Origin of the sequence: Sphingopyxis macrogoltabida, from assembly GCF_001314325.1 — a bacterium.
Taxonomy (GTDB): domain Bacteria; phylum Pseudomonadota; class Alphaproteobacteria; order Sphingomonadales; family Sphingomonadaceae; genus Sphingopyxis; species Sphingopyxis macrogoltabida.
In genome coordinates this window covers 3,559,410-3,583,630 of the sequence record NZ_CP009429.1, presented here as the reverse complement: position 1 = coordinate 3,583,630, position 24,221 = coordinate 3,559,410, and the positions used below count along the sequence as shown (strand labels likewise).

General features: G+C 66.5%; 19 protein-coding genes. 14 read left to right on the top strand and 5 right to left on the bottom strand.

What is annotated here, in order from left to right; all coding sequences use genetic code 11:
• Positions 1-11 precede the first annotated feature (11 nt).
• Positions 12-1,265, top strand: coding sequence for a DmpA family aminopeptidase (locus tag LH19_RS17490; protein WP_054730817.1), 1,254 nt, complete (start codon positions 12-14; stop codon positions 1,263-1,265).
• Between the two features lie 15 nt (positions 1,266-1,280).
• Here LH19_RS17490 and pip read toward each other — a convergent pair whose 3' ends face one another.
• Positions 1,281-2,228 carry a prolyl aminopeptidase gene (gene pip / locus LH19_RS17485; RefSeq protein ID WP_201258482.1) on the bottom strand — a complete coding sequence of 316 codons (948 nt, stop codon included), beginning with the start codon at positions 2,226-2,228 and terminating at the stop codon, positions 1,281-1,283.
• Positions 2,229-2,430: 202 nt separating this feature from the next.
• Here pip and LH19_RS17480 point away from each other — a divergent pair, with 202 nt between their 5' ends.
• From LH19_RS17480 to ald, 4 genes are all read left to right on the top strand, one after another.
• On the top strand, positions 2,431-3,330 hold the full coding sequence (locus LH19_RS17480; protein WP_054730814.1) for a LysR substrate-binding domain-containing protein: 900 nt from the start codon (positions 2,431-2,433) through the stop codon (positions 3,328-3,330).
• 111 nt (positions 3,331-3,441) lie between these two features.
• On the top strand, positions 3,442-5,388 hold the full coding sequence (locus LH19_RS17475) for a CocE/NonD family hydrolase (RefSeq protein ID WP_054730811.1): 1,947 nt from the start codon (positions 3,442-3,444) through the stop codon (positions 5,386-5,388).
• A 103-nt stretch (positions 5,389-5,491) separates the two neighbouring features.
• Complete coding sequence (locus LH19_RS17470) at positions 5,492-6,892, top strand: amino acid permease (protein WP_054730808.1); 1,401 nt, start codon at positions 5,492-5,494, stop codon at positions 6,890-6,892.
• A gap of 115 nt (positions 6,893-7,007) precedes the next feature.
• Positions 7,008-8,132, top strand: coding sequence for an alanine dehydrogenase (gene ald / locus LH19_RS17465; RefSeq protein WP_054730805.1), 1,125 nt, complete (start codon positions 7,008-7,010; stop codon positions 8,130-8,132).
• 41 nt (positions 8,133-8,173) lie between these two features.
• Here the strand turns inward: ald and LH19_RS17460 are convergent, their stop codons facing one another.
• A complete protein-coding gene (locus tag LH19_RS17460; RefSeq protein ID WP_054730802.1) occupies positions 8,174-11,152 on the bottom strand; it encodes a DUF2339 domain-containing protein in 2,979 nt (992 codons plus the stop codon).
• Positions 11,153-11,422: 270 nt separating this feature from the next.
• Between LH19_RS17460 and paoA the strand changes: the two genes are divergently transcribed.
• The 3 genes from paoA to paoC are packed head-to-tail and all read left to right on the top strand — an operon-like array spanning position 11,423 to position 15,222.
• A complete protein-coding gene (gene paoA / locus LH19_RS17455) occupies positions 11,423-12,064 on the top strand; it encodes an aldehyde dehydrogenase iron-sulfur subunit PaoA (protein WP_054733764.1) in 642 nt (213 codons plus the stop codon).
• The gene (locus LH19_RS17450; RefSeq protein ID WP_054730799.1) at positions 12,061-13,011 is read left to right on the top strand and encodes an FAD binding domain-containing protein; all 951 of its coding nucleotides are present in this window, start codon (positions 12,061-12,063) and stop codon (positions 13,009-13,011) included. Before paoA ends, LH19_RS17450 begins: the two co-directional genes overlap by 4 nt.
• Positions 13,012-13,014: 3 nt before the next feature.
• Complete coding sequence (paoC, locus tag LH19_RS17445; RefSeq protein ID WP_054730796.1) at positions 13,015-15,222, top strand: aldehyde oxidoreductase molybdenum-binding subunit PaoC; 2,208 nt, start codon at positions 13,015-13,017, stop codon at positions 15,220-15,222.
• 12 nt (positions 15,223-15,234) lie between these two features.
• On the opposite strand, the gene LH19_RS17440 is transcribed toward paoC, so the two are convergent.
• On the bottom strand, positions 15,235-15,813 hold the full coding sequence (locus LH19_RS17440; protein ID WP_054730793.1) for a nucleotidyltransferase family protein: 579 nt from the start codon (positions 15,811-15,813) through the stop codon (positions 15,235-15,237).
• 42 nt (positions 15,814-15,855) lie between these two features.
• On the opposite strand from LH19_RS17440, the gene LH19_RS17435 reads away from it, so the two are divergent.
• The gene (locus LH19_RS17435) at positions 15,856-16,833 is read left to right on the top strand and encodes an XdhC family protein (RefSeq protein WP_054730790.1); all 978 of its coding nucleotides are present in this window, start codon (positions 15,856-15,858) and stop codon (positions 16,831-16,833) included.
• Between the two features lie 10 nt (positions 16,834-16,843).
• Here LH19_RS17435 and LH19_RS17430 read toward each other — a convergent pair whose 3' ends face one another.
• Positions 16,844-17,803, bottom strand: coding sequence for a helix-turn-helix transcriptional regulator (locus tag LH19_RS17430; RefSeq protein WP_054730787.1), 960 nt, complete (start codon positions 17,801-17,803; stop codon positions 16,844-16,846).
• Between the two features lie 81 nt (positions 17,804-17,884).
• Here LH19_RS17430 and LH19_RS17425 point away from each other — a divergent pair, with 81 nt between their 5' ends.
• On the top strand, positions 17,885-18,436 hold the full coding sequence (locus LH19_RS17425; RefSeq protein ID WP_082395854.1) for a hypothetical protein: 552 nt from the start codon (positions 17,885-17,887) through the stop codon (positions 18,434-18,436).
• Positions 18,437-18,456: 20 nt separating this feature from the next.
• Here the strand turns inward: LH19_RS17425 and LH19_RS28775 are convergent, their stop codons facing one another.
• Positions 18,457-19,530, bottom strand: a complete 1,074-nt coding sequence (locus LH19_RS28775; protein WP_054730784.1) for a tetratricopeptide repeat protein — start codon at positions 19,528-19,530, stop codon at positions 18,457-18,459.
• Positions 19,531-19,669: 139 nt separating this feature from the next.
• Here LH19_RS28775 and LH19_RS17415 point away from each other — a divergent pair, with 139 nt between their 5' ends.
• The 4 genes from LH19_RS17415 (at position 19,670) to LH19_RS17400 (ending at position 24,177) form a co-directional block, all read left to right on the top strand.
• The gene (locus LH19_RS17415; RefSeq protein ID WP_054586890.1) at positions 19,670-20,887 is read left to right on the top strand and encodes an argininosuccinate synthase; all 1,218 of its coding nucleotides are present in this window, start codon (positions 19,670-19,672) and stop codon (positions 20,885-20,887) included.
• A 533-nt stretch (positions 20,888-21,420) separates the two neighbouring features.
• Entirely contained in the window at positions 21,421-22,167 is a 747-nt protein-coding gene (locus LH19_RS17410; protein WP_054730781.1) for a hypothetical protein, read from the top strand.
• A 40-nt stretch (positions 22,168-22,207) separates the two neighbouring features.
• Positions 22,208-23,218, top strand: a complete 1,011-nt coding sequence (locus LH19_RS17405; RefSeq protein ID WP_054733759.1) for a threonine aldolase family protein — start codon at positions 22,208-22,210, stop codon at positions 23,216-23,218.
• Positions 23,215-24,177, top strand: a complete 963-nt coding sequence (locus LH19_RS17400) for a DMT family transporter (RefSeq protein WP_054730776.1) — start codon at positions 23,215-23,217, stop codon at positions 24,175-24,177. Before LH19_RS17405 ends, LH19_RS17400 begins: the two co-directional genes overlap by 4 nt.
• The last annotated feature ends 44 nt before the right edge of the window (positions 24,178-24,221 follow it).

Here is a 24,221-nt window from a genome sequence, read left to right as displayed (position 1 = left end):
GGGGATTGGTCATGACGGCACGGCGTTTCGGATGGGCACTGGCTTCGGTCATGGCGGTCGGATTGCTCGCACCGGGCGCGGCGGCAGAGGAGCCGCGTGCCCGCGACCTCGGCGTGCCTTTCCATGGCGAGCCCGGCCCGCTCAACGCGATTACCGATGTGCCGGGGGTCGAGGTCGGGCACAGCACAATCATCGAAGGCGACGGCCCGCTTCAGGTCGGGGTCGGCCCGGTGCGGACCGGCGTCACCGCGATCCTGCCGCGCGGCAAGGCATCGACGGTGCCGGTGTTCGGCGCTTGGGCGACGGCCAATGCGGCGGGCGAGATGACCGGCACGATCTGGATGGAAGAACGCGGCTCGTTCGACGGGCCGGTGATGATCACCAACACGCACAGCGTCGGTGTGGTGCGCGATGCCGTGGTCAAATATCTGGCCGACAGCAAGGCGTGCTGCCTGTTCTACACCCCGGTCGTCGCCGAGACCTGGGACGGCTTCCTCAACGATGTGAATGGCCAGCATGTGAAGACCGAACATGCCTTGCAGGCGATCGCGACCGCTGCCGGCGGGCCGGTGCCCGAGGGCAATGTCGGCGGCGGTACCGGGATGGTGTGCGCCGGGTTCAAGGGCGGCATCGGCACCGCGTCGCGCAAGGTCGATATCGGCGACCGCAAATATACCGTCGGGGTGCTCGTCCAGTGCAATTACGGTGCGCGCCCGTTGCTTCGTATCGCCGGCGCACCGGTCGGACAGGAACTAGCGACCAGCTATCTGCCGTGCAGCGACCTGCCGGGCAAGGCGGTCTACAAGCCCGAGCGCCGCTGCACGCCGATCGACAAAAAGCCTTACGAGCCGGAGGGGTCGATCATCGTCGTGATCGCGACCGACATCCCGCTGTTGCCGCACCAGCTCAAGCGCATCGCCAAGCGGCCGACGCAGACGATCGGGCGGATGGGCGATATCAGCCATAATCTGTCGGGCGACATCTTCATGGCCTTCTCGACCGCCAACGCCGGCGCGCTCGATGAAAGCGCCGCGGGCGTGCAGGCGGTCTCGGCAATCTCGAATAGCGAGATCACCAAGGTGTTCGAGGCGGCGGTCGATGCGACCGAGGAATCGATCGTCAACGCGCTGGTCGCGGCGAAGACGATGACCGGACGCGACGGCGTCACCGTCCATGCGCTGCCGCACGACGAGCTTCGCACGATCCTTGCCAAATACGGACGCCTGCCCGCCGCGACGGGCAAGCCCGCCGCCAAACGGAAATAGCGGCGGGCGAACCGGTTATCCGCTGCGCGCGTAGCGGTCGGTTGCCTCGATCAGTTCATGAAGGATGCCGGGCTCGTTGAAGACGTGGCCGGCGCCTTCGACAATGCGCAAATCCGAGCCGGGCCAGCTCTGGTGCAGTTCCCACGCCCGGCGGAGCGGGCACGGGATGTCGTAGCGGCCGTGGACGATCGTTCCCGGGATACCCGCGAGCCGTCCGGCATCGCGCAGCAACTGGTCGGGTTCGAGCCAGCAGTCGTTGAAGAAATAATGATTTTCGATCCGGGCAAAGGCGATGGCATAATGATCCTCGCCGAAATTCGCGCTCAGCTCCTCGTCGGGTAGCAGCGTAATCGTTCCGGCTTCCCAGACGCTCCATGCCTTGGCTGCCTCCAACTGGGCCGCCCGGTCGTTGCCGGTCAGGATACGGTTATAGGCCGCGACGAGGTCCCACCGTTCGGCGGGCGGCACCGGGGCAAGGAAAGCCTCCCATTTGTCGGGATAGATTTGCGACACGCCGAACTTGTAATACCAGTCGACGTCCCGGTCGGCGCCGAGGAAGATGCCGCGCAGGATGAGCTCGCTGACGCGCTCGGGATGCGTTTCGGCATAGGATAGCGACAGCGTCGAACCCCAACTGCCGCCGAAGACGAGCCAGCGTTCGACCCCGGCCATTTCGCGCAACCGTTCGATATCGGCGACGAGATGCCATGTCGTATTCGCGCCGAGCTCGGCGTGCGGCGTCGAACGCCCGCAGCCGCGCTGGTCGAACAGCAGCACGTCGTAACGCGCCGGGTCGAAGAGTTGCCGGTGGGTGGGTGAGCAGCCGGCGCCGGGGCCGCCGTGCAGGAAGACCGCGGGCTTGGCGCCCGGCGTTCCGCAGCGTTCGTAATAGATATGGTGGCCGTCGCCGACGTCGAGCATTCCCGTTTCATAGGGTTCGATCGGCGGATAAAGGCTTCTCAAAGTCTGCACTGCTGCGCTCCATGGCTGTCAAGGCGCGCTCCGGCGAGACGGCTACCGTCAGAGGAACTATTGCTGTATCCTCCTCCGGGCTTGCCCATGCGGAGCGCGGCCTTATGATTCTCTATGTGTCCAAGGACATAAGGCGCGCGAACGGCGTGCCTGTGCAATCGACTAATTTTGCTGCTGAGGAAGATATATTCTGATGCCGAGGGAGCTGCCGAATCTGGACTGGTTGCGCGTCTTCGCGTCGACCGCCGCAACCGAGAGCTTCGCGCTTGCCGCCGGCGAACTCAGCGTGACGCCGGGTGCGGTCAGCCAGCGGATCAAGGCGCTCGAGGCCTATCTCGGCGTCGAACTCTTCCAGCGCTATCCGCAGGGCGTCCGGCTGACCGAGGCGGGGAAGCGCTACGCGCAGCGCGTACTTCCGCCACTCGAACAGCTTTTGGCCGCGACGCGCGACATCACCGCCTCGGGCGGTACCAAGGCAGTCCGGCTGACGATTCTACCGGCGCTCGCACAACTGTGGCTCGGCCCGCGGATCGAGGATTTTCACAAGGAACATGCCAATACGACGATCGAGATCTGGGCCGATCCGGTGATCGTCGACCTGCGCACGTCGAACTTCGATGTCGCCATCCGCTATGGCCAGCCGCCCTTTCCGGGCTGCGATTCCCGCCCGCTGTTTTTCGACGAGCTTGTCCCCGTCGCGGCGCCCTCGCTCATCGAGACTGCGGAGCGCGACGAGCACGGGCTGCCGGTCGGAATGCCGCTGATGCTCGACACCTATTGGGCGAATGATTTCGAACAGTGGCTGCAGCATACCGGCCACGCGCGCCCGGCCAATCTGATCACCCAGACCTTCTCGCTCTATTCGATGGTCGTCGAGGCGACGCTGAGCGGACGCGGTTTCATGATCGGTCATACGTCGGTGCTGTCCGACCTGATCGCGCAGGGGCGGCTGCAACCGCTTTCGGACAAGCGGGTGGCAGCGGGCAATCAGTTCTACCTGTTGACCAAGGCATCGTCGCCGCTCTCTGACATCGCCGAAACCTTCATCGACTGGATCGTCGAACAGGCGACGCCGGACGGCACGGCGGGGTGAAGGCAAGAGGCAGCAATTCTGGTCCAGAGGCGCAGGAATAATCGCATTGCGCCATCTCCGCCCCGCGCGCACCCTTGGAAAAACTGGGTGTGCCGGGGACATAGGAATATGATGAAATCGCTGCTGGTCGTGCTGACGCTTGCTGCCGTGCTTCCTCTGCCCGTGATGTTGCAGGCTGCGGGCGCCGAGCCGATCGTCAGGCCGGGCGGCGACATTCCGGGCGATTACAACCCGCTGCCGGCGGACGCCGATTACGAGCGGCGCGAAATGATGATCCCGATGCGCGACGGGGTGAAGCTTTATACGGTCATCCTCGTCCCCAAGGGGGCGAAAGACGCGCCGATCGTGCTCAACCGCACGCCCTATAATGCCACGGCGCGGGTGTTGCGGACGACGAGTCCGGTGATGGTCGACGCGGTGCCCTTCGAGGATCGCGAGTTCGCGAAGGCGGGCTATATCCGTGTGTGGCAGGATATTCGCGGCAAGTATAAATCGGAGGGCGACTATGTCGTCACGCGGCCGATGGTCGGCCCGCTGAACGATACCGGCGTCGACAACGGCACCGACGCCTATGACACGATCGACTGGCTGGTGAACAAGGCGAACCTGCCCGAAAGCAATGGCCGCGTCGGCATCATCGGTTCGTCCTACGAAGGGACGACGGTCGTTCAGGCGCTGATCAAGCCGCATCCGGCGGTCAAGGTCGCGGCGCCCGAGAGCCCGCTCGTCGATGCGTGGACGGGCGACGACTGGTTCCACAACGGTGCCTTCCGGCAGGTGATGGCCGACTATATCGCGCAGCAAACGGGCGACCGGTCGATCGCCAAGGCCGCGTCGCGCGGCGGTTACGACGATTATGACAATTTCCGCGCCGCCGGATCGGCGGGCGATTGGGGCAAGGCGCGCGGATACGACCGGCTGCCGTTCTGGCGGCGGTTACAGGAGCATCCGGCTTATGACGCGGTGTGGCAGGGACTGGCGCTCGACAAGCTGCTCGCGGCGAACCCGTCGGACGTGCCGACCCTGTGGGTCCAGCCCTTGTGGGACCAGGACGATATCTATGGCGCAATCCGTTCGTGGGAGGTGCTGAAGGCGAAGGGCAAGATGGGCAACAACCACCTGCTGCTGGGCCCCTGGTCGCACAGCCAGGTGAACCGCAACGACGTCGGCCGCAACCTCGGCCCGCTCCAGTGGAGCAGCAATACGATCACCCAATATTGGCGTGACATGATCCTGCCCTTCTTCAACGAGCATCTCCGCGATGGTCCGCCTGCCAATATTCCGGCGGTGACGGCATATAATACCGGCGAAGACCGCTGGGAACGGCTGACCAACTGGCCGCTCGCCTGCGAAACGGGATGTTCGGCGCCGCTGACGCCGATCTATCTCGGCGCCAATGGCGGGCTGGGCTTTCAGGCGGGAGCGGCCGGCGGCGACGCCTATGTCGCCGACCCCGCCAAGCCCGTTCCGCATTACCCGCGGCCGGTGAATTTCGACGATGGTAGCTGGCAGAGCTGGTTGACCGGCGATCAGCGCTCGTTCGACGGCCGTCCCGACGTGATGACATATCAGACCGAAGTGCTGACCGAAGCGGTGCGCGTGTCGGGTACGCCGATCGCCGACATCTTTGCGCGTACCACCGGCACCGACGGGGATTTCGTCGTCAAGGTGATCGACGTCTATCCCGCGACAAATTCGAGCGAGCCGAAGATGGGCGGCTACCAGCTTGCGATCGCTCTCGAAATCTTTCGCGGCCGCTATCGCGAGAGTTTCGAGCATCCCTCGGCAATCCCGGCGGGCAAGGTACAGCAGTATAAATTCCGCCTGCCGACCGTGAACCATGTGTTCAAGCCGGGGCACCGGATCATGGTGCAGGTCCAGTCGAGCCTCTTTCCCTATTATGATCGCAATCCGCAGACCTATGTCCCCAACATCTTCCACGCGAAGTCATCGGACTATCGGCCCGCAACGGTGACGATCGAACGCGGCGGTAAGACGCCCAGCCGCGTGTGGCTGCCTGTCGTTCCGCTCGACCAGTCGGCGGCGATGGCTCGCTGATTTTCTCCCGGCACGGACCGGGATCCCGACGATGCTTCATAACCAAGCGGCGGAATCCCGGCGAGAGCCGGGATGACCGTCTATTTTCGACCGGAGAACCGCATTGAATAGCTGGACACGCCGCAAGCCGATCGCCCCGGCCGGAGAACGCCACCCCGACGCGCTGCCGCCGACCCTGTCGTGGCCGCACCTGATGGCGCTCGGCGTCGGGGCGATCGTCGGTACCGGCATTTTGACGCTGATCGGGGTCGGTGCCGACCGCGCCGGTCCCGCGGTGCTGCTGTCCTTCGTCATCGCCGGTGCGGTGTGCGCGTGCGCGGCGCTCGCTTATGCCGAGCTTGCCGCGATGATGCCGGCGGCGGGCAGCGCCTACAGCTATTCCTATGCGGTGCTCGGCGAAGCGATCGCCTGGGTGGTCGGGTGGAGCCTGATCCTCGAATATTCGCTGGTCGTGTCGACGGTCGCGGTCGGCTGGTCGGGCTATGCCTCGCCGCTGCTCGCCGGCATCGGTTTTCCGGCGGCGCTGACGCAGGGGCCCGAACTCGGCGGGATCATCAACCTGCCCGCGGTGTTCATCATCGCCGTGGTCACGGGCTTGCTGTTGCTCGGGACGCGCGAGAGTGCGCGCATCAATGCCGTGCTCGTGCTGGTCAAGATCGCGACCCTGTCGCTCTTTGTCTTCTACGCCTTGCCGCATTTCGATGCCGCGAACCTCGATCCTTTCATGCCCTATGGCTTCGCGGCGGGCGCCGGCGGCGATGGCGTGCAGCGCGGCGTGATGGCGGCGGCGGCGATCATCTTCTTCGCCTTTTACGGCTTCGATGCGATTTCGACCGCGGCGGAGGAGACCAAGCGGCCCGAGCGCGATCTGGCGATCGGCATCATCGGGTCGATGGTCGTCTGCACGCTCATCTACCTGCTCGTCGCCGCGACTGCCGTCGGTGCGGTTTCTTTCACGCGGTTTGCGGATAGCCCCGAGCCGCTCGCGCTGATCCTTCGCTCGATCGACCAAGCAGGCGTCGCACACGTCGTCGCGACCGCGGCGGTGATTGCGCTGCCGACCGTACTTCTCGCCTTCCTGTACGGGCAGAGCCGCATCTTCCTCGCGATGGCGCGCGACGGTTTCCTGCCGCAAGGATGGGCGCGGATCTCGAGCCGCGGCACGCCGACGCGGATCACGGTGATGACCGCGGTGCTCGTTGCGATCCTTGCCGGGCTGCTGCCGATCGGCGAGATCGCCGCGCTCGCCAATGCGGGTACGCTGATCGCCTTCATCGCCGTCGGCCTTTGCCTGATCATCCTGCGCCGGCGCTCTCCCGACCTGCCGCGTCCGTTTCGTGTCCCGGCCGTCGCGCTGGTCAGTCTCGGCGCGGTCGGCGGCTGCCTCTATCTCTTCTTCAGCCTGCCCGCGCAGACATTGCTGTGGTGTCTGGTCTGGAATGCCGTCGGAATCCTGATCTACGCGCTCTACGGCCACCACAGGAGCAAACTCGCGGCAGGATGAAAAACCCTCATCCTCGGAAGCAGCATTACTCGTTTGCGCGGGGCGGGGGTGGGGAGGGTAGTTGCCCCAGCCGCCGGGCGCGCGTCCGGCTCAATCCCCAATGACCGGAGGCATTATGCTGTTAGGCGTTCCCAAAGAGATCAAGACCCATGAATATCGCGTCGGCCTGACCCCGGGCTCGGTGCGCGAATATGTCGCCCGCGGCCACGACGTGCTCGTCGAAACCGGCGCGGGGCTCGGCATCGGCGCCGACGACGATGTCTATCGCGCCGCCGGTGCGACGATCGCGGCCGACGCCGCCGAAGTCTTCAAGCGCGCCGAAATGGTGGTGAAGGTCAAGGAACCGCAGCCGTCCGAATGGGTCCAGTTGCGCGAGGGTCAAATCCTCTTCACCTACCTCCATCTCGCCCCCGATCCCGAGCAGACGAAGGGCTTGCTCGCATCAGGCTGCCACGCAATCGCCTATGAGACGGTCACCGACCGCACCGGCGCGCTGCCGCTGCTGGCGCCGATGAGCGAAGTCGCCGGGCGTCTGGCGATCGAAGCGGCCGGTTCGGCGTTGCGCCGCCATGCCGGTGGTCGCGGGCTGCTCCTCGGCGGCGTCCCCGGCGTGGCCCCGGCGCGCGTCCTCGTGATCGGCGGCGGCGTCGTCGGCACGCATGCGGCGCGCATGGCAGTCGGCCTCGGCGCCGAAGTGACGATCGTCGACCGTTCGGTGCCGCGCCTGCGCCAGCTCGACGAACTGTTCGGCGGCCGCGTGCGGACCCGCATGTCGACGATCGACAGCATCGAGGAAGAGCTGGTCGACGCCGATGTTACCGTCGGCGCAGTCCTCGTGCCCGGCGCGAGCGCGCCGAAGCTGGTGTCGCGTGCGATGCTGGGCCGGATGAAGCCGCGTTCGGTTCTGGTCGACGTCGCGATCGATCAGGGCGGCTGCTTTGAAACCTCGCGCCCGACGACGCACGAAAACCCGACCTTCGAGGTCGACGGCGTGATTCATTATTGCGTCGCGAACATGCCCGGCGCGGTGCCGCTGACGTCGAGCCAGGCGCTCAACAATGCGACCTTGCCGTTCGGCCTCGCGCTCGCCGACAAGGGCCTCGCAGCACTCGACGAAGACCCCCATCTGCTCGCCGGCCTGAACGTCTCGGGCGGCAAGGTGACCAACGAAGCGGTCGCCGAGGCGCTCGGCCTGTCGTTCGCCGACGGACGCGACACGATCCGTAAACTCGCGGCCTGATGGCCGTGAGGGGCATGGCCGGCCGGGCTGCCGGCCATGCCCTATCCGGTCGCTGACTCGCGCGGCGTGTCCGGCGCGAGCTGGCGGCTGTAAAGCCAGCCGATCCCGATCAGGCTGAAGCCGAGCGCGACGAACGAACCGATCCGCGCCAGCCCCTCGAGCCCCGAGGCGTCGAACAGGAAGACCTTGCCGGCGGCGCCGATCATCAGCACCAGCGAAGCGATCCGCCAGTCGTGGCCCTGCGTACGGATACCCCAGAGCAGGAAGCCGAGCGCGAGTGCGAGGAGCAGGATCGACCGCAGGATATTCTCGGCATCGGTCACCCCGCCCTCCGCGAGCAGCGTGCCGTGGAAGAACTGGCGCAGCGTCGCCCAGGCAAAACCCGCGACGAGCAGCATGACGGCGACCTGCACGAAGCGGTCGAGCGCGGCCGGCGGCTTGGCGAAGAGCGCCGGGATGCGGGTCAGCCCGAACCATGGCAGCAGGAACAGCGGCAGCAGCAGGTTCGCCAGCGGCCATGCGCCGACCGCCTGCGCCGACCACAGCGGATTGTGGAGGGCAAGCCCGTAAAGCAGGGCATGTGCGGTGCCGGCAAGGATGAGCGGGCGGGCGAGGCCCGTCATGCCGCGGCGCAGCGCAAGCCAGCCGCCGCCGATCAGCAAGCCTTCCCAAACGAGCCGCTGGACGATCCCGGTTGCGACGAAATCGTCGCCCGCCAGCGCGGCGAAGCCGAGGCGATAGAAAGCGTGCAGCGCGATGCCGCCGACGGTTCCGGCAAGGGCGATGCCGGCGATCCGGAGCCAGCGCGGCACGCTGTCGCGGATCAGCCACAGCGAAACCCCGAAGAACAGCGCGGGAAGCAAGAGCCGCAGCAGTAGCGGCTCGGCGGTCAACAGGCCGCTCTCGAGCTGCATCGGTAGGGCAGCGAGCGAAAGCAACGCCTCCGTGATCCAGGAGGCGATCGGGAGGGCGGCCCAGCCGAGGCCGAGGAGGGTGAAACTTGCGGCCGCGGCATCGACGCGGTCGATCCGCACCCGCCGTGCCGCGAGCAGCGCCGCCGCGCCGCCGAGTGCCGGGACCAGCATCAGCGCGCGCAAGGGAAGGAACTGGGCACAGGCGCCATAGACGAGCAGCGCCGCCGCGGCCTGCCCGATCCGTCGCACCACCGCGCCTTCGGCGCGGACCGCGAACAGGAGCGCGGCTGCGGCAAGGCCGATCCAGCGGAGCAGCGCCCGGCTGTCGGCGCTTGCGGCGCCTTCTATCAGTCGGGGTAATTCGTCGAGCGCCAGCGGCGTCGCGACGAGGACTACAACAGCTGCCGCCAGGAAGCCCGTCGCCACCCGCTCGATGCGCCGGTCGCCCGCTGCCTTGCCGAAGAAGAGGAGGCCTGCCGCGATGGCCGCGACGGCAAGCGGCGCCGTCCACATCGGCAGGATCAGCAGGAGCGCGAGCGCCAGCAGCGCGCCGGCGGTCGCTGCCAGCCATGCAACGCGGCTGTCGCTGCCGCGATCGGGGGCTCGCCACCCGCGCGCGATGCCCGCAGCCGCAAGGAGAGCGCCGCCGAGCGCCACGAGGGCGAGGCTATTGTCGGCGATATCCCAGAAATGCCATTTGGTGAGCGGCAGCGGCGCGACGGCGAGCGCGCAGACTTCCCATGTGCGCCGCAATTCCCGGGGAACAGCCCACAGTCGCGCAAGAAGCGGACCCGCGTGGATCGCCAGCAGCGAAAGGCCGATGAGGCCGAACCAGAAGGGTGTCGGGTCGGGCCAGGCGGCGAGCAGCGCCAGCGACAGGAACAGGCTGATCGTCGGAACGATGGCGAAGCCGCGTTCGCGCCATGCCAGCCACTGACCGGCAGCCGCGATCAGCGCGAACAGACCCCAGTGCAGCGGCGCGAAGCCGCCATAGCCGACGAGCAAGGCGAGTTGGAGCGCCCCGACGATGGCAGAGGCCGCGCGCAGCATTGCCGCGCGTGGCCCGTCATAGCCGAGCATCGGCACGGCAATCGCAAGCAGCAGCACGAAACCGCCGGTCGACAGCGATGCGAGCGTGTCGAGCGCAGCGCTTGTGAGGACCATCCACACGCCCCAGCCAGCGCCGCCGACCAGCGCGGCGAGTGCGAGCCACGGCCAGCGCCGGGTCTTGGCGACGCCGGCAAGCCCCGCGATCGTGAGCGCGAGATAGACGGCGAGCAGCGGCACATTGGGTTCGACCGCGCCAACCATCGCCGGCGCCGCGAGTCCGCCGGCGAGGCCGAGCAGCGCGCTGGGCGGGCCGAAACGGAGCGACAGGCCGAGCGCCGCCGCGGTAACGAGCGCGAGCGTGAAAAAGGCCAGCAGGGGTCCGACAAGCTGATAGACATTCGCCGCGACCATGATCGCGGCATAGAGCGTCGCGATCCCCGCGCCCGACAGTGCCTGCGGCACACGCACGTCACGCAGCTTCGCTTCGTTGCGCCAGGCATATTCGGCGCCGCCGATCAGCGCGATGCCGAACAGCAGCCCGGTGACGATCTGCACCCCCGGCGTGAAGACGCGCGCAAAGAAACCTGCGTCGATCGCGTAGCGAACGATGAGCACGCCCGCGATGGCGAGGGTGAGGCCGCCGGCCCAGATCGGCAACGTTTTGCCGAACAGATTCTCGAACCGCGACGCAAGGCTGCGCGGCGGTTCGGACGGCGCGGGGGCTTTCGCCTTCTTTCGCGGCGACGGCGTTGCGACCGGAGATGCGGGTTCGGCCTTCGCTGTCTCCGGCGCCATGTCGGACATCGCTGCGGGAGGTGCCGCCGTGAATGCGACAGCGGGCTCGCCTCGCACGGGAACGGCGGTTTCGGGAACGGGCGTTGCGACATCCTGCGCCGCTTTTTCCGCCGCCGTGACTACCGTCCGGCCTTGTTGCAGCGCGCCGATCCGTTTTGCCGTGTCCTTCCACATCGCTTCGGATCGCTTCAGGCGGCTGCGCGTATCCATCAGCAGGATGAACAGGGTGATGATGGCAAGAAAGGCGAAGAAGTCGAACATGTTAATCCCTTCGGCCGACCCTCGTAGCAGGCAATGGCGCCAATTTCGATTGGCCTCGCAGATGCGCCACGGTTGCTCGCGGTTGCGGAGTTCGCCGAAGAAGATTTCTTGCCCGCTATCTGTTCGCGCCAACGCCAATCTGATACCGTTATCAAACACCGAAGTTTCTTCGCCGACGCGGTCATCACAGAACCGCGCGGCATCGACTGCCTGACCTTTCCCGCGGGTTCCGCGCCTGCCGGCAAACAGAAAAGAGAATCGGAGACACGCATGCAGACCCCCGGGGAATTCGAGCTGTCGCGGCGCGGTATGCTCGCGGGCAGCGCGGCATCGGTCGCAGCCGCGACATTGGTGCCCGCCGAAGCCGCCGCAGGCGCACGGCCCGCGGCCACGCCGCCGCCCACTGCCCAGGTCGCGTTCGAAGTGAACGGCACGACGCGCACGCTCGACCTCGACACGCGCACTTCGCTGCTCGATGCGCTGCGCGAACATCTGCATCTGACGGGCACCAAGAAGGGCTGCGATCACGGCCAGTGCGGCGCCTGCACCGTCATCGTCGACGGGCGGCGGATCAACAGTTGCCTGACGCTCGCGGTGATGCACGACGGCGACAGGATCACCACGATCGAAGGGCTGGGCACGCCCGGCGACATGCATGCGATGCAGCAGGCGTTCGTCGACCATGACGGCTATCAATGCGGCTATTGTACCCCGGGGCAAATCTGCTCGGCGGTCGCGGTGCTCGACGAAATCAAGGCCGGTGTCCCGAGCCACGTCACCGCCGACCTGACCGCGCGGCCCAAGGTGACGGCCATGGAGCTGCGCGAGCGAATGAGCGGCAATATCTGCCGCTGCGGCGCCTATTCGAACATCATCGATGCGATCACCGATGTCGCGGGGGTGAAGGCATGAAAAGCTTCACTTACGAACGCGTCGATACACCTGCCGCCGCCACCGCTGCCTTCGCTCGCGCGCCCGGCGCGCGCTTTATCGCGGGCGGTACCAATTTGCTTGATCTGATGAAGCTCGAGATCGAGACCCCGGCGCATCTGATCGATGTCAGCCGTCTCGCGCTCGACAAGATCGAGGCGACCGGGGAGGGCGGGCTGCGCATCGGCGCGATGGTGCGCAACACCGATCTTGCCAGCGATGCGCGGGTGCGGCGCGACTATGGCCTGCTGTCGCGCGCGCTGGTCGCGGGCGCCTCGGGGCAGCTCCGCAACAAGGCGACGACCGCGGGCAATCTGCTCCAGCGAACGCGCTGCCCCTATTTTTACGACACCAACCAGCCGTGCAACAAGCGCAAGCCGGGCAGCGGCTGCGCCGCGATCGGCGGCTTCAACCGGCTGCACGCGGTGGTCGGCGCCAGCGAGGCGTGCATCGCGACGCATCCCAGCGACATGGCGGTGGCGATGCGCGCGCTCGACGCGGTGGTCGAAACGGTCGACGCCGCGGGCAAGGCGCGCGCGATTCCGATTGCCGGTTTCTACCGCGCTCCCGGTACGACGCCGCATCTCGAAACCACGCTGGCGCCCGGCGAGCTGATCACCGCGGTGACGCTCCCCAGACCGGTCGGCGGAACGCATGTCTATCACAAGGTCCGCGACCGCGCCTCCTATGCCTTCGCACTGATTTCGGTCGGCGCGATCGTGCAGAAGGACGGGACGGGCCGCGTCGCGCTCGGCGGGGTCGGTTACCAGCCCTGGCGGGTCGAGGCGGCAGAGGCGGAGTTGCCGCGCGGCGCCAAGGCGGTCGCCGCCGGTTTGCTTGCGGGCGCGAAGACCACCCATGAAAATGCCTACAAGCTCCCGCTGGTCGAGCGCACGCTCGCCGGGGTGCTGGCAGAGGCGAGGGGCTGAGCCATGAAATTCGAGACCCCCGCCACGACCAACCCGATCGACCAGCTCAAGGTCGTCGGCAAGCCGACGAACCGCATCGACGGCCCGCTCAAGACGACCGGCACCGCACCTTATGCTTATGAACGCCACGATGTCGCGGCGAACCAGGCCTATGGCTTCGTCGTCGGCGCCGCGATCGCCAAGGGGCGGATCGCATCGATGAACCTCGCCGACGCCAAGGCGGCGCCCGGCGTTCTTGCGGTCGTCACTGCCGACAATGCGGGCAAGCTCACGAAAGGCGATTTCAACACCGCCAAATTGCTCGGCGGCCCCGCGATAGACCATTATCATCAGGCGATCGCGCTCGTCGTTGCCGAAAGCTTCGAACAGGCGCGCGCCGCCGCCGCGCTCGTCCGGGTCGAATATGCCCGCAGCAAGGGCAACTATGACCTCGCCGCCGCGCTGGATGGCGCGGCCAAGCCGGCGGCGTCGTTCGGGGTCGAACCCGACACCGCCATTGGCAATTTCGCCGGCGCCTTTGCCGAGGCGCCGGTGCAGATCGACGCGCGCTACACCACCCCCGACCACAGCCATGCGATGATGGAACCGCATGCGTCGATCGCGGCGTGGGAGGGCGACAAGCTGACGGTGTGGACGTCGAACCAGATGATCGCCTGGTCGGTCGGCGACATGGCCAAGACGCTGGGCATCCCGAAGGAAAATATCCGCTTCGATTCGCCCTATATCGGCGGCGGCTTCGGCGGCAAATTGTTCAACCGCGCCGATGCCTTGCTCGCGGTGCTCGGTGCCAAGGCGGCTGGCCGGCCGGTCAAGGTCGCGCTGGCGCGGCCGTTGATGATCAACAACACGACGCACCGGCCGGCGACGATCCAGCGCGTCCGGCTCGGCGCGACCGCCGAGGGCAAGATTACAGCGATCGGCCACCAAAGCTGGTCGGGCGACCTGCCCGGCGGCGGCCCCGAAACCGCGGTGGCGCAGACCCGGCTGCTTTATGCCGGCGAGAACCGGATGACCGCGATGCGGCTCGCGGTGCTCGACCTGCCCGAAGGCAATGCGATGCGCGCACCCGGCGAAGCGCCCGGCCTGATGGCACTCGAGATCGCGGTCGATGAACTGGCCGAGAAACTGGGCATGGATCCGATTGCGCTGCGTATCCTCAACGACACGCAGGTTGACCCCGAAAAGCCCGAGCGGCGCTTTTCGCAGCGCCAGCTGGGCGAATGCCTGACCGTGGGCGGCGAGAAATTCGGCTGGGCGAAGCGCAATGCCAAACCGGGGCTGGTCCGCGACGGGCGTTGGCTGGTCGGAATGGGCGTCGCGGCCGCATTCCGCAACAACCTCAACGGACCCTCGGCGGCGCGGGTCCGGCTCGACCGGTCGGGAGTGGTGACGGTCGAGACCGACATGACCGACATCGGCACCGGCACCTATACGATCATCGCGCAGACCGCCGCCGAAATGATGGGGCTGCCGCTCGACAAGGTCGTCGTGAAGCTCGGCGATTCGGCTTTCCCCGTCTCGGCGGGATCGGGCGGGCAATGGGGCGCGAACAGCTCGACCGCCGGCGTCTATGCCGCCTGCGTGAAGCTGCGCGAAGCGGTGGCGCAGAAGCTTGGAATGAACGCCGCCGATGCCGTGTTCGCGGACGGCAAGGTCAAGTCCGGAAAGCGCAGCGCCGCGCTTGGCGATGCGGCCGCCGACGGCGAACTCGTCGCCGAAGACATGATGGAATATGGCGACCTCGCCGAAAAATATCAGCAATCGACCTTCGGCGCGCATTTCTGCGAAGTCGGCGTCGATGCGATGACGGGCGAAATCCGCATTCGCCGGATGCTGGCGGTCTGTGCCGCAGGCCGCATCCTGAACCCCAAGGCGGCGCGCAGCCAGGTGATCGGTGCGATGACGATGGGGGCGGGCGCGGCGTTGATGGAGGAACTGGCGGTCGACAAGCGTTTCGGCTTTTTCGTCAACCACGACCTCGCGGGCTATGAAGTGCCCGTCCACGCCGACATCCCGCATCAGGAGGTGATCTTCCTCGATGAAACCGACCCGACGACCTCGCCGATGAAGGCGAAGGGCGTCGGCGAACTCGGTATTTGCGGCGTCGCCGCCGCGGTCGCGAACGCCATCTACAACGCCACCGGCGTGCGGGTGCGCGACTATCCGGTCACCCTCGACAAGCTTATCGGCAGGCTGCCGGACGCGGTATGATCGTGAAGGCTATCAGTTTCGGCGAAGATCGTCGGGCCGGTCGATGTCGGCCAGTTCACCGGCGCTTGCCATGACCAGCGCCGCATCGGAGAGCAGGGCCTTGCCGCCGCGATCGCCTTCGCTCGCGCGCAGGCGGTCGAACAGCGCGCGGTCGAACAGCGCGGGTGGCATTGCGGTTTCGCCGTCGCTCGACGCCACGACCGGCGCGGAGACCGGATCGAACCGCGCGAGAAGGCTCTGCAAATGGCGGGTGCCGACAAAGGGCATGTCTGCGAGGCAGACCAGCGCGGCAAGTTCGGGGCCGCGCGCGGCGGCTGCGATGCCGAGCGCCAGCGATTGGGAAAGACCGCTCGTCGCATCGGCATTGACGGCGATGTCGAAGCCCAGCCCGGACAGCATTGCGGCCAGTGTGCCGTCGCCGTTGGAGCAGACCGCTATCCGGCGCCCCGGTGCCAGCTCGGCGATCCGCCGCGCCGCATGCAGGGCCAGCGGTTCGTCGGCGAGCGGGGCCAGCAATTTGTCGTCCGCGCCGAACCGTCGCGATTGCCCGGCGGCGAGCAGGACGGCGGTGATGTTCGCGGCGTCGATCATCGGGGTCTGCCTCTCTTCCCTCCCTCTCAGCGCAAGTGCCCGATGATAGCAACCACCCCGGCCGAAATATTGCGCTTCGCCGCTGCGCGGATCGACGAAGGGCGGGGCACCGTGCTCGTCACGCTCACCCATGTCGAGGGATCGTCGCCGCGCGCGATCGGTGCGCAAATGGCGGTGGCCGACGATGGCCGCTACGCCGGATCCTTCTCCGGCGGTTGCATCGAGGCGGCGGTCGTCGCCGAAGCGATCGGCACCCTCGCCGACGGCCGGGCGAAGCTCGTGCGCTTCGGTGCCGGATCGCCCTATCTCGATATCCGCCTGCCGTGCGGCAGCGGCATCGATCTGCTGTTCAATCCGCACCCCGACCCTACGGCGCTGGCCCGCGTGCTGGCACAGCACGACCGCCGCGAACCGGCGACGCTGCGCTTGTCGCACGAAGGGGTGAGCGTCGATGACGCGATGGCCAGCGGTTGGAAAGGCGACGGCTTCAACATTCGCTACCTGCCAGGGCTTCGCCTCCTCGCGATGGGGCAGGGTGAGGAACTCACCGCGCTGGCGCGCCTCGCCGCCGGTTTCGGTGCCGAGGTCTGCGCCGTTTCGCCAGACCGGGGCGCCTTGGCCGGGCTTGCCGCCGAGGGAATCGACATCGTCGAATGGATCGCTCGGACGCATCTGCCGTCCTTCGCCAGCGACCCGTGGACCGCGTTCGTCTCGGTCTTCCACGACCGCGACTGGGAAGAGGAATTGTTGCCGCGCGCGCTCGACCTTCCGGGCTTTTACGTCGGCGCGATCGGCAGCCCGCGGACGCAGGAAATCCGGCGCGATGCCTTGCGGTCGGCGGGTACGCCCGACCACCTCGTCCGGCGGCTCCGGGCGACGGTCGGCCTCATTCCCGCGGCGCGCGATCCGGCAACGCTCGCGCTTTCGATCCTTTCGGAGATCGTGCAGGAATATCATGCCTTGTTGCCGGACAGCCGTGATCTGGAACCGTCCGCGGCCGATATCGACCAGATGATCTGATCCGGGGCGTTCAGCGGTGTCGAAGGGCGATGGCTTCGGCAAGCGTGCCGATGCGGCGGCGGAAGCTTTCGGGCGCCACCACTTCGACCTCGGCGCCAAGCGCGAGCATTTCGCGCGCGCCATGGTCGCTGTCCTCGACCTGCATCGTCATATTGCGCCAGCCGTTGGCGTCGGGCTCGCTGCCCCCGGCGACCGCTTCGGCGCCGCGCGGCGACAGGGCGGCGAGACGCCGGCAACCGCTGGCGGACGCCCGGATCGTCGCGCGCGTTGCGAACAGTTCGGCTTCGAACCGCGCCTGCTCGGCTTGCCACCATGTTGCGAGATGGAAACCGGCGGGGCGCCGGACGGCGGTGTCGATTACCGTCGGCGCGGCGATATTGGCGATGCGGAAGGCGCGTATCTTGCCGCCGCCCTGCGCCGCGAGGTACCAGATGCCGGCTTTCAGGACGAGCCCGAGCGGCTCGACCGTCCAGTCGCGCGCGCCGTTCCACCCTTCGTAGCGCATCGAGAGCATCCTTTCGTCAAGCACCGCGCGGGCGATCATGGGCAGGAAGGGCAAGTCCTCGCCGCTGCGATACCAGTCGACGGTATCGATATGGAAACGCGAAGCCATGCGGTCGGCGATCGCGCTGCCGCCGCCGGGCAGGGCGGCGATCAGCTTGTTTTGCGCAGCGCTGGTTGCGGCGCCGATGCCGAGTTCGCTTGCCGGACCTGGCAGACCGATCATCATCATCGCTTCCGCCTCATCCGCCGACAGGCCGGTCAGGCGGGTGCGGTATCCGTCCAGCAACTGGAATCCGCCGCCCGGGCCGCGATCGCCATAGACCGGTATTCCCGCCGCGGAGAGTGCGTCAATGTCGCGGTAGATCGTGCGCTCCGCCACTTCGAACTCGGCTGCAAGCTCGGCCGCCGTCAGCCGACCGCGCAACTGCAGCAGGATCAGGATCGAGAGGAGACGGCTCGCGCGCATGTTTTCGTCCTAGCAGAAAATAACTGACAGAAAATGTCAGGTAGGCCGCTCTACACCGGCGCTCCATCAAGGAGCGATTTCATGAGCCAGATCGACCGACGCCGCATGATCGCCCTCAGCACAGGAGCGATGATGACCAGCCTGATTCCCGCAGCGGCGGTTGCCGCAATCGACCCCAGACCCGTGGGCAAGCCCGGCGACTTCGACTTCCTCACCGGTGAGTGGCGAATCCACAACCGCTTCCGCGAAGGGGACAAGTGGATCGAGTTTGCCGGCGAAGCGACCGTGGTCGCCATCCTCGGCGGCATTGCGAGCGTCGAGGAGTTGCGCATCCCGGCCCGCGGCTTTTCGGGCATGGGCCTCCGCCTGCTCGACGTCGAAAAGAAAATCTGGTCCGACCATTGGGTCAACGCCAAATCGGGCGTGATCGGCGTGCCAGGGCAGCTTGGCGTGTTCGAGGATGGCGTCGGCACCTTCCTCTCCGCAGGCGAGGGCGAGAAGGGGGACGAGCTTTATCGCGGCGTCTGGGACCGGATCACGCCGACCAGTTGTCGCTGGTTCCAGGGCGTTTCGCGCGATGGCGGCCGGACGTGGGACGACGGTTGGTTCATGGACTGGACGCGGGCCGGCTGACCGGCTCTCCGGGGCTCCGGCTAACCGTCGCAGTCGTTCCAGTAATCCTTGTTCGTGGTGCAGCTTTGCAGCCCCGAATAATGATTGACCGTGCACACCGTCTTCATCGGGCAGGCCTTGAACGCTCGAGGCACATATTGCGGCGGCGCCTTGGCCTTGGTGAAGGCGGCGACGACCCGCTCGCGCAGGGGGATCAACTGGTTGCGGATATTCTCGTCGCCCTTGTTGATACCCTCGTCCATCCAATAGAGAATCTCGTCCTCATTCTTGAGCGGGTCTTTCATCTGGAGGAGCGACGATGCCGCCATCACGGCGCCATAGGGTTCGCCCTGTTCGGCGACGGTGCGCGACAGGCGATAGGCGAGGTTGAAGTCCTGCTTCACGCCGCGGTCGCTGTTGATCATATCGAACGCCATGATGATCGCGTAGAAATGGCCGCGCTCGGCCGCCATGCGGAAATGTTCAAAGGCCTTCTTATAGTCCTTCTTGACGCCGAGACCCTCATGATATTGGAGCCCGACGCGATAAATGGCGTCGATATGGCCCGCCGCCGCGGACTGGCTCAGCAGTTCGAATGCCTTGGCATAATCCTGCTTCGCCCCCAGCGCGCCCGCGGCATATACCGTCCCCATCGTGAACAGCGCGACCGGGTCGCCCAGCTTTGCCGCCTCGTTGATCATTTCCAGCCCCTCTTGCGGGGTGCCGCCCTCGACCGTGCCGCCCAGCCACGCCATGCCGAGTTCGCTGAGCGCCGCCGGGTCCTTTTGCTTGTGGTAAAAGGCGGCGGCGGTGTCGCGGCCTTCGATGGTGCGGATCCGCCACGCGTCGCCGCGCGCGATCATTTCGGGCAGGGGCGGCGCGCAGGGCGTGCCGCCATTCGCCGCAGCTTCGTGCGCCACCGCCCATTCGCGCTCGGCGGGCGAGATCGCGGTGCCGGCGTGGAGGTCGCTCACCAGCCGGTCATAGGCGTTATGGCAGTCGACATTCTGGTGATATTCGCGCGCCGGATCGGGCATCGACCCGCCGCCGCCGGTCGTCGAAGATGCCGTTGCCAGCGCCAGCAAGGGCGCCGCTATCGCCAATATCGTCCGCATGACCAATTTCTCCCCCACATACCCCATCGCATCTTGGCGTATATTCGCGCCCGATACTTGTAAGAACGCGCCAAGGCGTTGCGCCGCGGGGGCGGTCCTGTTAGGCGCGCGACCGTCTTTTCTCGCCAAGGGAACCATCATGTCCGATTCCATCAAGCGCGTCGTCCTCGCCTATTCGGGAGGGCTCGACACCAGCGTCATCCTGAAATGGCTGCAGGTGACCTATGGCTGCGAAGTCGTGACCTTCACTGCCGACCTCGGACAGGGCGAGGAATTGGGCCCGGCGCGCGAGAAGGCCGTGCTGATGGGCGTAAAGCCCGAGCATATCTATATCGACGACGTCCGCGAGGAATTCGTCCGCGATTTCGTCTTCCCGATGATGCGCGCGAATGCGCGTTACGAGGGCGATTATCTGCTCGGCACGTCGATCGCGCGCCCGCTGATCTCGAAGCGGCTGGTCGAGATCGCCAAGGAAACCGGCGCCGACGCGGTCGCGCACGGCGCGACCGGCAAGGGCAACGACCAGGTGCGGTTCGAACTCAGCGCCTACGCGCTCAATCCCGACATCAAGGTGATCGCACCCTGGCGCGACTGGGACCTCACCAGCCGCACCGCGCTGATCGCGTGGGCCGAGCAGCACCAGATCCCGGTTCCCAAGGACAAGCGCGGCGAAAGCCCGTTCAGCACGGACGCGAACCTCCTCCACACCTCGTCGGAGGGCAAGGTGCTCGAGGATCCGTGGGAAGAGACGCCGGATTACGTCTATTCGCGCACGGTGAACCCGGAGGATGCGCCCGACACGCCCGAATATATCACGATCGATTTCGAACGCGGCGACGGCGTCGCGCTGAACGGACAGGCGATGTCGCCCGCGACGCTGCTCGCGGCGCTCAACGATCTCGGCCGCAAGCATGGCATCGGCCGCCTCGACCTCGTCGAGAACCGCTTCGTCGGCATGAAGTCGCGCGGCATGTACGAGACCCCGGGCGGCGAAATCTATGCGCGGGCGCACCGCGGCATCGAAAGCATCACGCTCGATCGCGGCGCGGCGCACCTCAAGGACGAGCTGATGCCGAAATATGCCGAACTCATCTACAACGGCTTCTGGTTCGCCCCCGAACGCGAAATGCTGCAGGCGGCAATCGACCACAGCCAGGAAAAGGTGTCGGGCACCGTCCGCCTCAAGCTTTACAAAGGCAATGCCAGCGTCGTCGGCCGTAAGTCGCCGCACAGCCTGTACAGCGAACGCCATGTGACCTTCGAGGATGATGCCGGCGCCTATGACCAGAAGGACGCGGCGGGCTTCATCAAGCTTAACGCGCTGCGCCTGAAGCTCCTCGCGAAGCGCGACCGCTAAGCGGCGCCCGAGCCGTCGGTCCCCCAGGCCGACTGCGCACGATTCGGTCCTGCCGACTCGGCTCATCGCGCTTGGGTATCCGATCACGCCCAAGCGAGGGAAAGCCGCGCCCGCCGCCTGTCACAAAATTTGCCTCTGCCTCGATTATCCCTGACTCATGTTGTCGGAGTCGCTCGCGATTCCGACACAAGATATTCCGGGAGAGGATGCCGCTGTTTTAGCGGGTGATTTATCATGGCAAATCAACAATATGTCGATCAGGCTGACTTTGACTGGCAGCCCTGTTCTTTCGTCTTGCCGCGCGTGGGCCTTATGCTCAGCCGTCATGGACCTCGTACGCGTGTGATCATGCCGGGGCACTATATGGTCCGTCGTTCCCGGACATTCGGCCAATGGATATATCGCCGCGCGGATGGGCAGGATTCTGGCACATAAAAAGATGGTAGCCCTGCCGGTTTGAACGCGCCAAAGCGGTATCGCTTGCGGCGCGCTCTCTGGCGCTGGCGCAGGCTTGCGTCAGGGGAGCGACCGTCATGCGCCTGTTCGACTTTTCTTCCTGGCAAAGCATCGGGACGACCTTGCTCGGGCTGGCGCTCGTCACCTTTCTGGGCGTCGGCATCCGCCTGATGATCATGATGACGATCCAGCAGCGCCGCGAGCGGATGAACCGCCAGATCAACGAGCGGCTGCGGACGCTGATCGCCGCCTACAAGACACTTGGCGGTTCCTTCACCGGCAATCTCGCGGTCGATCCGCGGCATTTGCGCGACCTGCGGCGCGAAACGGACGCAAAGGCCGAAAACGAGTCCGAAGGTGCGCCGGTAGCCGATTCGTCGGTGAGCGAGAGCGGAGCGGGCGAATCGGACCGGCCGCGCCGCATTCGCGATGCGGTCGAGGCGGCGCTGTCCGACATCATCCTGCTGGGGACGGCGGAGCAGGTCCGCCTCGCCAGTCGCGCCGCGGAGGAATTGACAGCCGGCCGGCCGGTGCACGTGCATGAGTTGGTCGTCGCGCTGCGCGATTTCATCCGCAAGGCGCTCGATCTCGACCCGGTCCCCGCCGATGTCAGCATCCCGGTGCAGGGACCCGCGCGGCCGTCCGGCAGCGGCGGCAGGGGTGGTGGAGCCGGGCGCGGCGGCGAATCGGGCGGTGGTGGCCGCGGCGGTGGCGGCGCGGGCGGTGGCGGCATGGGAATGGCCGGCGGCCTCGGTCTTGCCGGCGGCGCCAGCGTAGCGCGCGGGGCGGGAGCCGACGAGGATGATCCACAGCAATCCAAATGAAGGCTTAGCATGACGCATGACCTGCGCTAAGGCGCCGCTCATGACTGCGACCCGCTTTTTTTCTGACAATGCCGCTGCCGTCCATCCTGCGGTGATGGAAGCGCTTTCGGCCGCCAACCATGTCGACACCGCCTATGATGGTGATGCGCTCAGCCAGTCGCTCGATGCGGCCTTTTCGAATCTGTTCGAAACGACATGCGAAGTCGTCTGGATCCCGACCGGAACGGCCGCCAACAGCATCATTCTCGCGCATTTCGTGCGGCCTTGGCAGGGCATCCTTTGTTACGAGGAAGCGCATATCGAGGTCGACGAATGCGGGGCGCCCGCCTTTTATTCGGGCGGCGCGAAACTGATGACGCTGCCCGGGCGCGGGGCCAAGATCGACGCCGAGGCACTGAAGACCCGCCTGTCGATGGTCCGCAAGGACGTCCATCAGGTCCAGCCGGCGGCGATCAGCATCACCAATGCGACCGAATATGGCCTTGCCTGGCGGCCCAGCGAGGTCGGCGCAATCAGCGAGGTTGCGCGCGCCGAAGGCCTGAAGCTCCATATGGACGGGGCGCGTTTCGCCAACGCTGTCGCCTTCACCGGATGTGCGCCTGCCGATGTGACGTGGCGTGCCGGGGTCGATGCGCTATCGTTCGGCTTTACGAAGAACGGCGCGATGATGGCCGAAGCGATCGTCTTTTTCGGCGGCAGCGGCGGTGCGGGCGTCCGCGAGCTCAAGAAGCGCGGCGGGCACTTGCTCAGCAAGGGCCGCTTCGTTGCGGCGCAGATCCGCGCGATGCTGAAGGACGACCTCTGGCTCACCAACGCGCGGGCGGCCAATGCCGGCGCGGCAGCGCTCGCTGCGGCGTGCGGCGACCGGCTGATGTACCCGGTCGAGGCGAACGAACTGTTCGTCAAGCTGACCGCGGACGAAGCGGCGCGGCTCCGCAAGGCGGGATTCGATTTCTACGATTGGGGAACCGGCGCGGCGCGCCTCGTGACCAGTTGGGACCAGGATAGCGAATCGGTCGCGCCGCTCGCGGCGGCCATCGCGGCGCTATGAGCGGCGCGGCAGCGCATTCGCTGCTGAGCCCGCGCGTCCTCATTCCCTTCGCGCTGGTCACGCTGATCTGGGGTTCGACCTGGATCGTCATCACCGGCCAATTGGGCATTGTCCCGCCAAGCTGGTCGGTGACCTATCGTTTCGCGGTCGCGGGCCTCGCGATGTTCGCCTTTGCCATGATCCGCGGCGAACGGCTGGGGCTCGAACCGCGCGCGATGGCGTTCGCGGTCATCCTCGGCGCGGCGCAGTTCGCGTTCAATTTCAACTTCGTCTATCGCGCCGAGCAACATATCACCTCGGGGCTGGTCGCGGTGCTCTTTGCATTGTTGATCGTGCCGAACACGCTGCTCGGCCGTGCTTTCCTGAAAACGCCGCTCGAAGGACGCTTTCTCGCCGGGGCGGGGATCGCGATCGTCGGGGTCGGCATGATGATCCTGCACGAATATCGCGCCGCGGCGCTCGGACCGGCGGCGGTGCTCACGGGTACCGCCTTCACGCTCGCCGGGGTGATGAGCGCGTCGGTCGCCAATGTGATGCAGGGAACGGGCATCGCGCGCGCGCAATCGATGACGGTGATGATCGCGTGGGCGATGCTGTTCGGGACACTCTTCGACGGCTGTTACGCATGGATCACCACGGGGCCGCCGGTCATCGAGCCGACCTTCGCTTATCTCGGCGGTGTCCTCTATCTCGGCGTGATCGCAAGCGCGCTCGCCTTTCCGCTCTATTTCAACGTGATCCGCGCCGTGGGGCCCGGGCAGGCGGCGTGGTCGAGCGTCCTCGTCCCGATCATCGCCATGGGGTTTTCGACCGCCTTCGAAGGCTATCGCTGGTCGCCGCTGTCGATCGCTGGGGGTGTCGTCGCGCTCGTCGGGCTGGTGATCGCGGTCGCCAAGCGCCCCGAGCGCCCGACGGTGAGCGGCAATATGGTCGCGGTGACGGTCGACCGGCCCGAGTGATCGCAGGGCCTTTTCAGGCGCTATCGGCCTGCGCTAGACCTGTG

Excerpts from the sequence above, each read along its gene's own strand:
- LH19_RS17490 (WP_054730817.1), top strand. The coding sequence starts at position 12 with ATGACGGCACGGCGTTTCGGATGGGCACTGGCTTCGGTCATGGCGGTC.
- LH19_RS17480 (WP_054730814.1), top strand. The coding sequence starts at position 2,431 with ATGCCGAGGGAGCTGCCGAATCTGGACTGGTTGCGCGTCTTCGCGTCG.
- LH19_RS17475 (WP_054730811.1), top strand. The coding sequence starts at position 3,442 with ATGAAATCGCTGCTGGTCGTGCTGACGCTTGCTGCCGTGCTTCCTCTG.
- ald (WP_054730805.1), top strand. The coding sequence starts at position 7,008 with ATGCTGTTAGGCGTTCCCAAAGAGATCAAGACCCATGAATATCGCGTC.
- LH19_RS17460 (WP_054730802.1), bottom strand. The coding sequence starts at position 11,152 with ATGTTCGACTTCTTCGCCTTTCTTGCCATCATCACCCTGTTCATCCTG.
- paoA (WP_054733764.1), top strand. The coding sequence starts at position 11,423 with ATGCAGACCCCCGGGGAATTCGAGCTGTCGCGGCGCGGTATGCTCGCG.
- LH19_RS17450 (WP_054730799.1), top strand. The coding sequence starts at position 12,061 with ATGAAAAGCTTCACTTACGAACGCGTCGATACACCTGCCGCCGCCACC.
- paoC (WP_054730796.1), top strand. The coding sequence starts at position 13,015 with ATGAAATTCGAGACCCCCGCCACGACCAACCCGATCGACCAGCTCAAG.
- LH19_RS17440 (WP_054730793.1), bottom strand. The coding sequence starts at position 15,813 with ATGATCGACGCCGCGAACATCACCGCCGTCCTGCTCGCCGCCGGGCAA.
- LH19_RS17435 (WP_054730790.1), top strand. The coding sequence starts at position 15,856 with ATGATAGCAACCACCCCGGCCGAAATATTGCGCTTCGCCGCTGCGCGG.
- LH19_RS17430 (WP_054730787.1), bottom strand. The coding sequence starts at position 17,803 with ATGCGCGCGAGCCGTCTCCTCTCGATCCTGATCCTGCTGCAGTTGCGC.
- LH19_RS17425 (WP_082395854.1), top strand. The coding sequence starts at position 17,885 with ATGAGCCAGATCGACCGACGCCGCATGATCGCCCTCAGCACAGGAGCG.
- LH19_RS28775 (WP_054730784.1), bottom strand. The coding sequence starts at position 19,530 with ATGCGGACGATATTGGCGATAGCGGCGCCCTTGCTGGCGCTGGCAACG.
- LH19_RS17415 (WP_054586890.1), top strand. The coding sequence starts at position 19,670 with ATGTCCGATTCCATCAAGCGCGTCGTCCTCGCCTATTCGGGAGGGCTC.
- LH19_RS17410 (WP_054730781.1), top strand. The coding sequence starts at position 21,421 with ATGCGCCTGTTCGACTTTTCTTCCTGGCAAAGCATCGGGACGACCTTG.
- LH19_RS17405 (WP_054733759.1), top strand. The coding sequence starts at position 22,208 with ATGACTGCGACCCGCTTTTTTTCTGACAATGCCGCTGCCGTCCATCCT.
- LH19_RS17400 (WP_054730776.1), top strand. The coding sequence starts at position 23,215 with ATGAGCGGCGCGGCAGCGCATTCGCTGCTGAGCCCGCGCGTCCTCATT.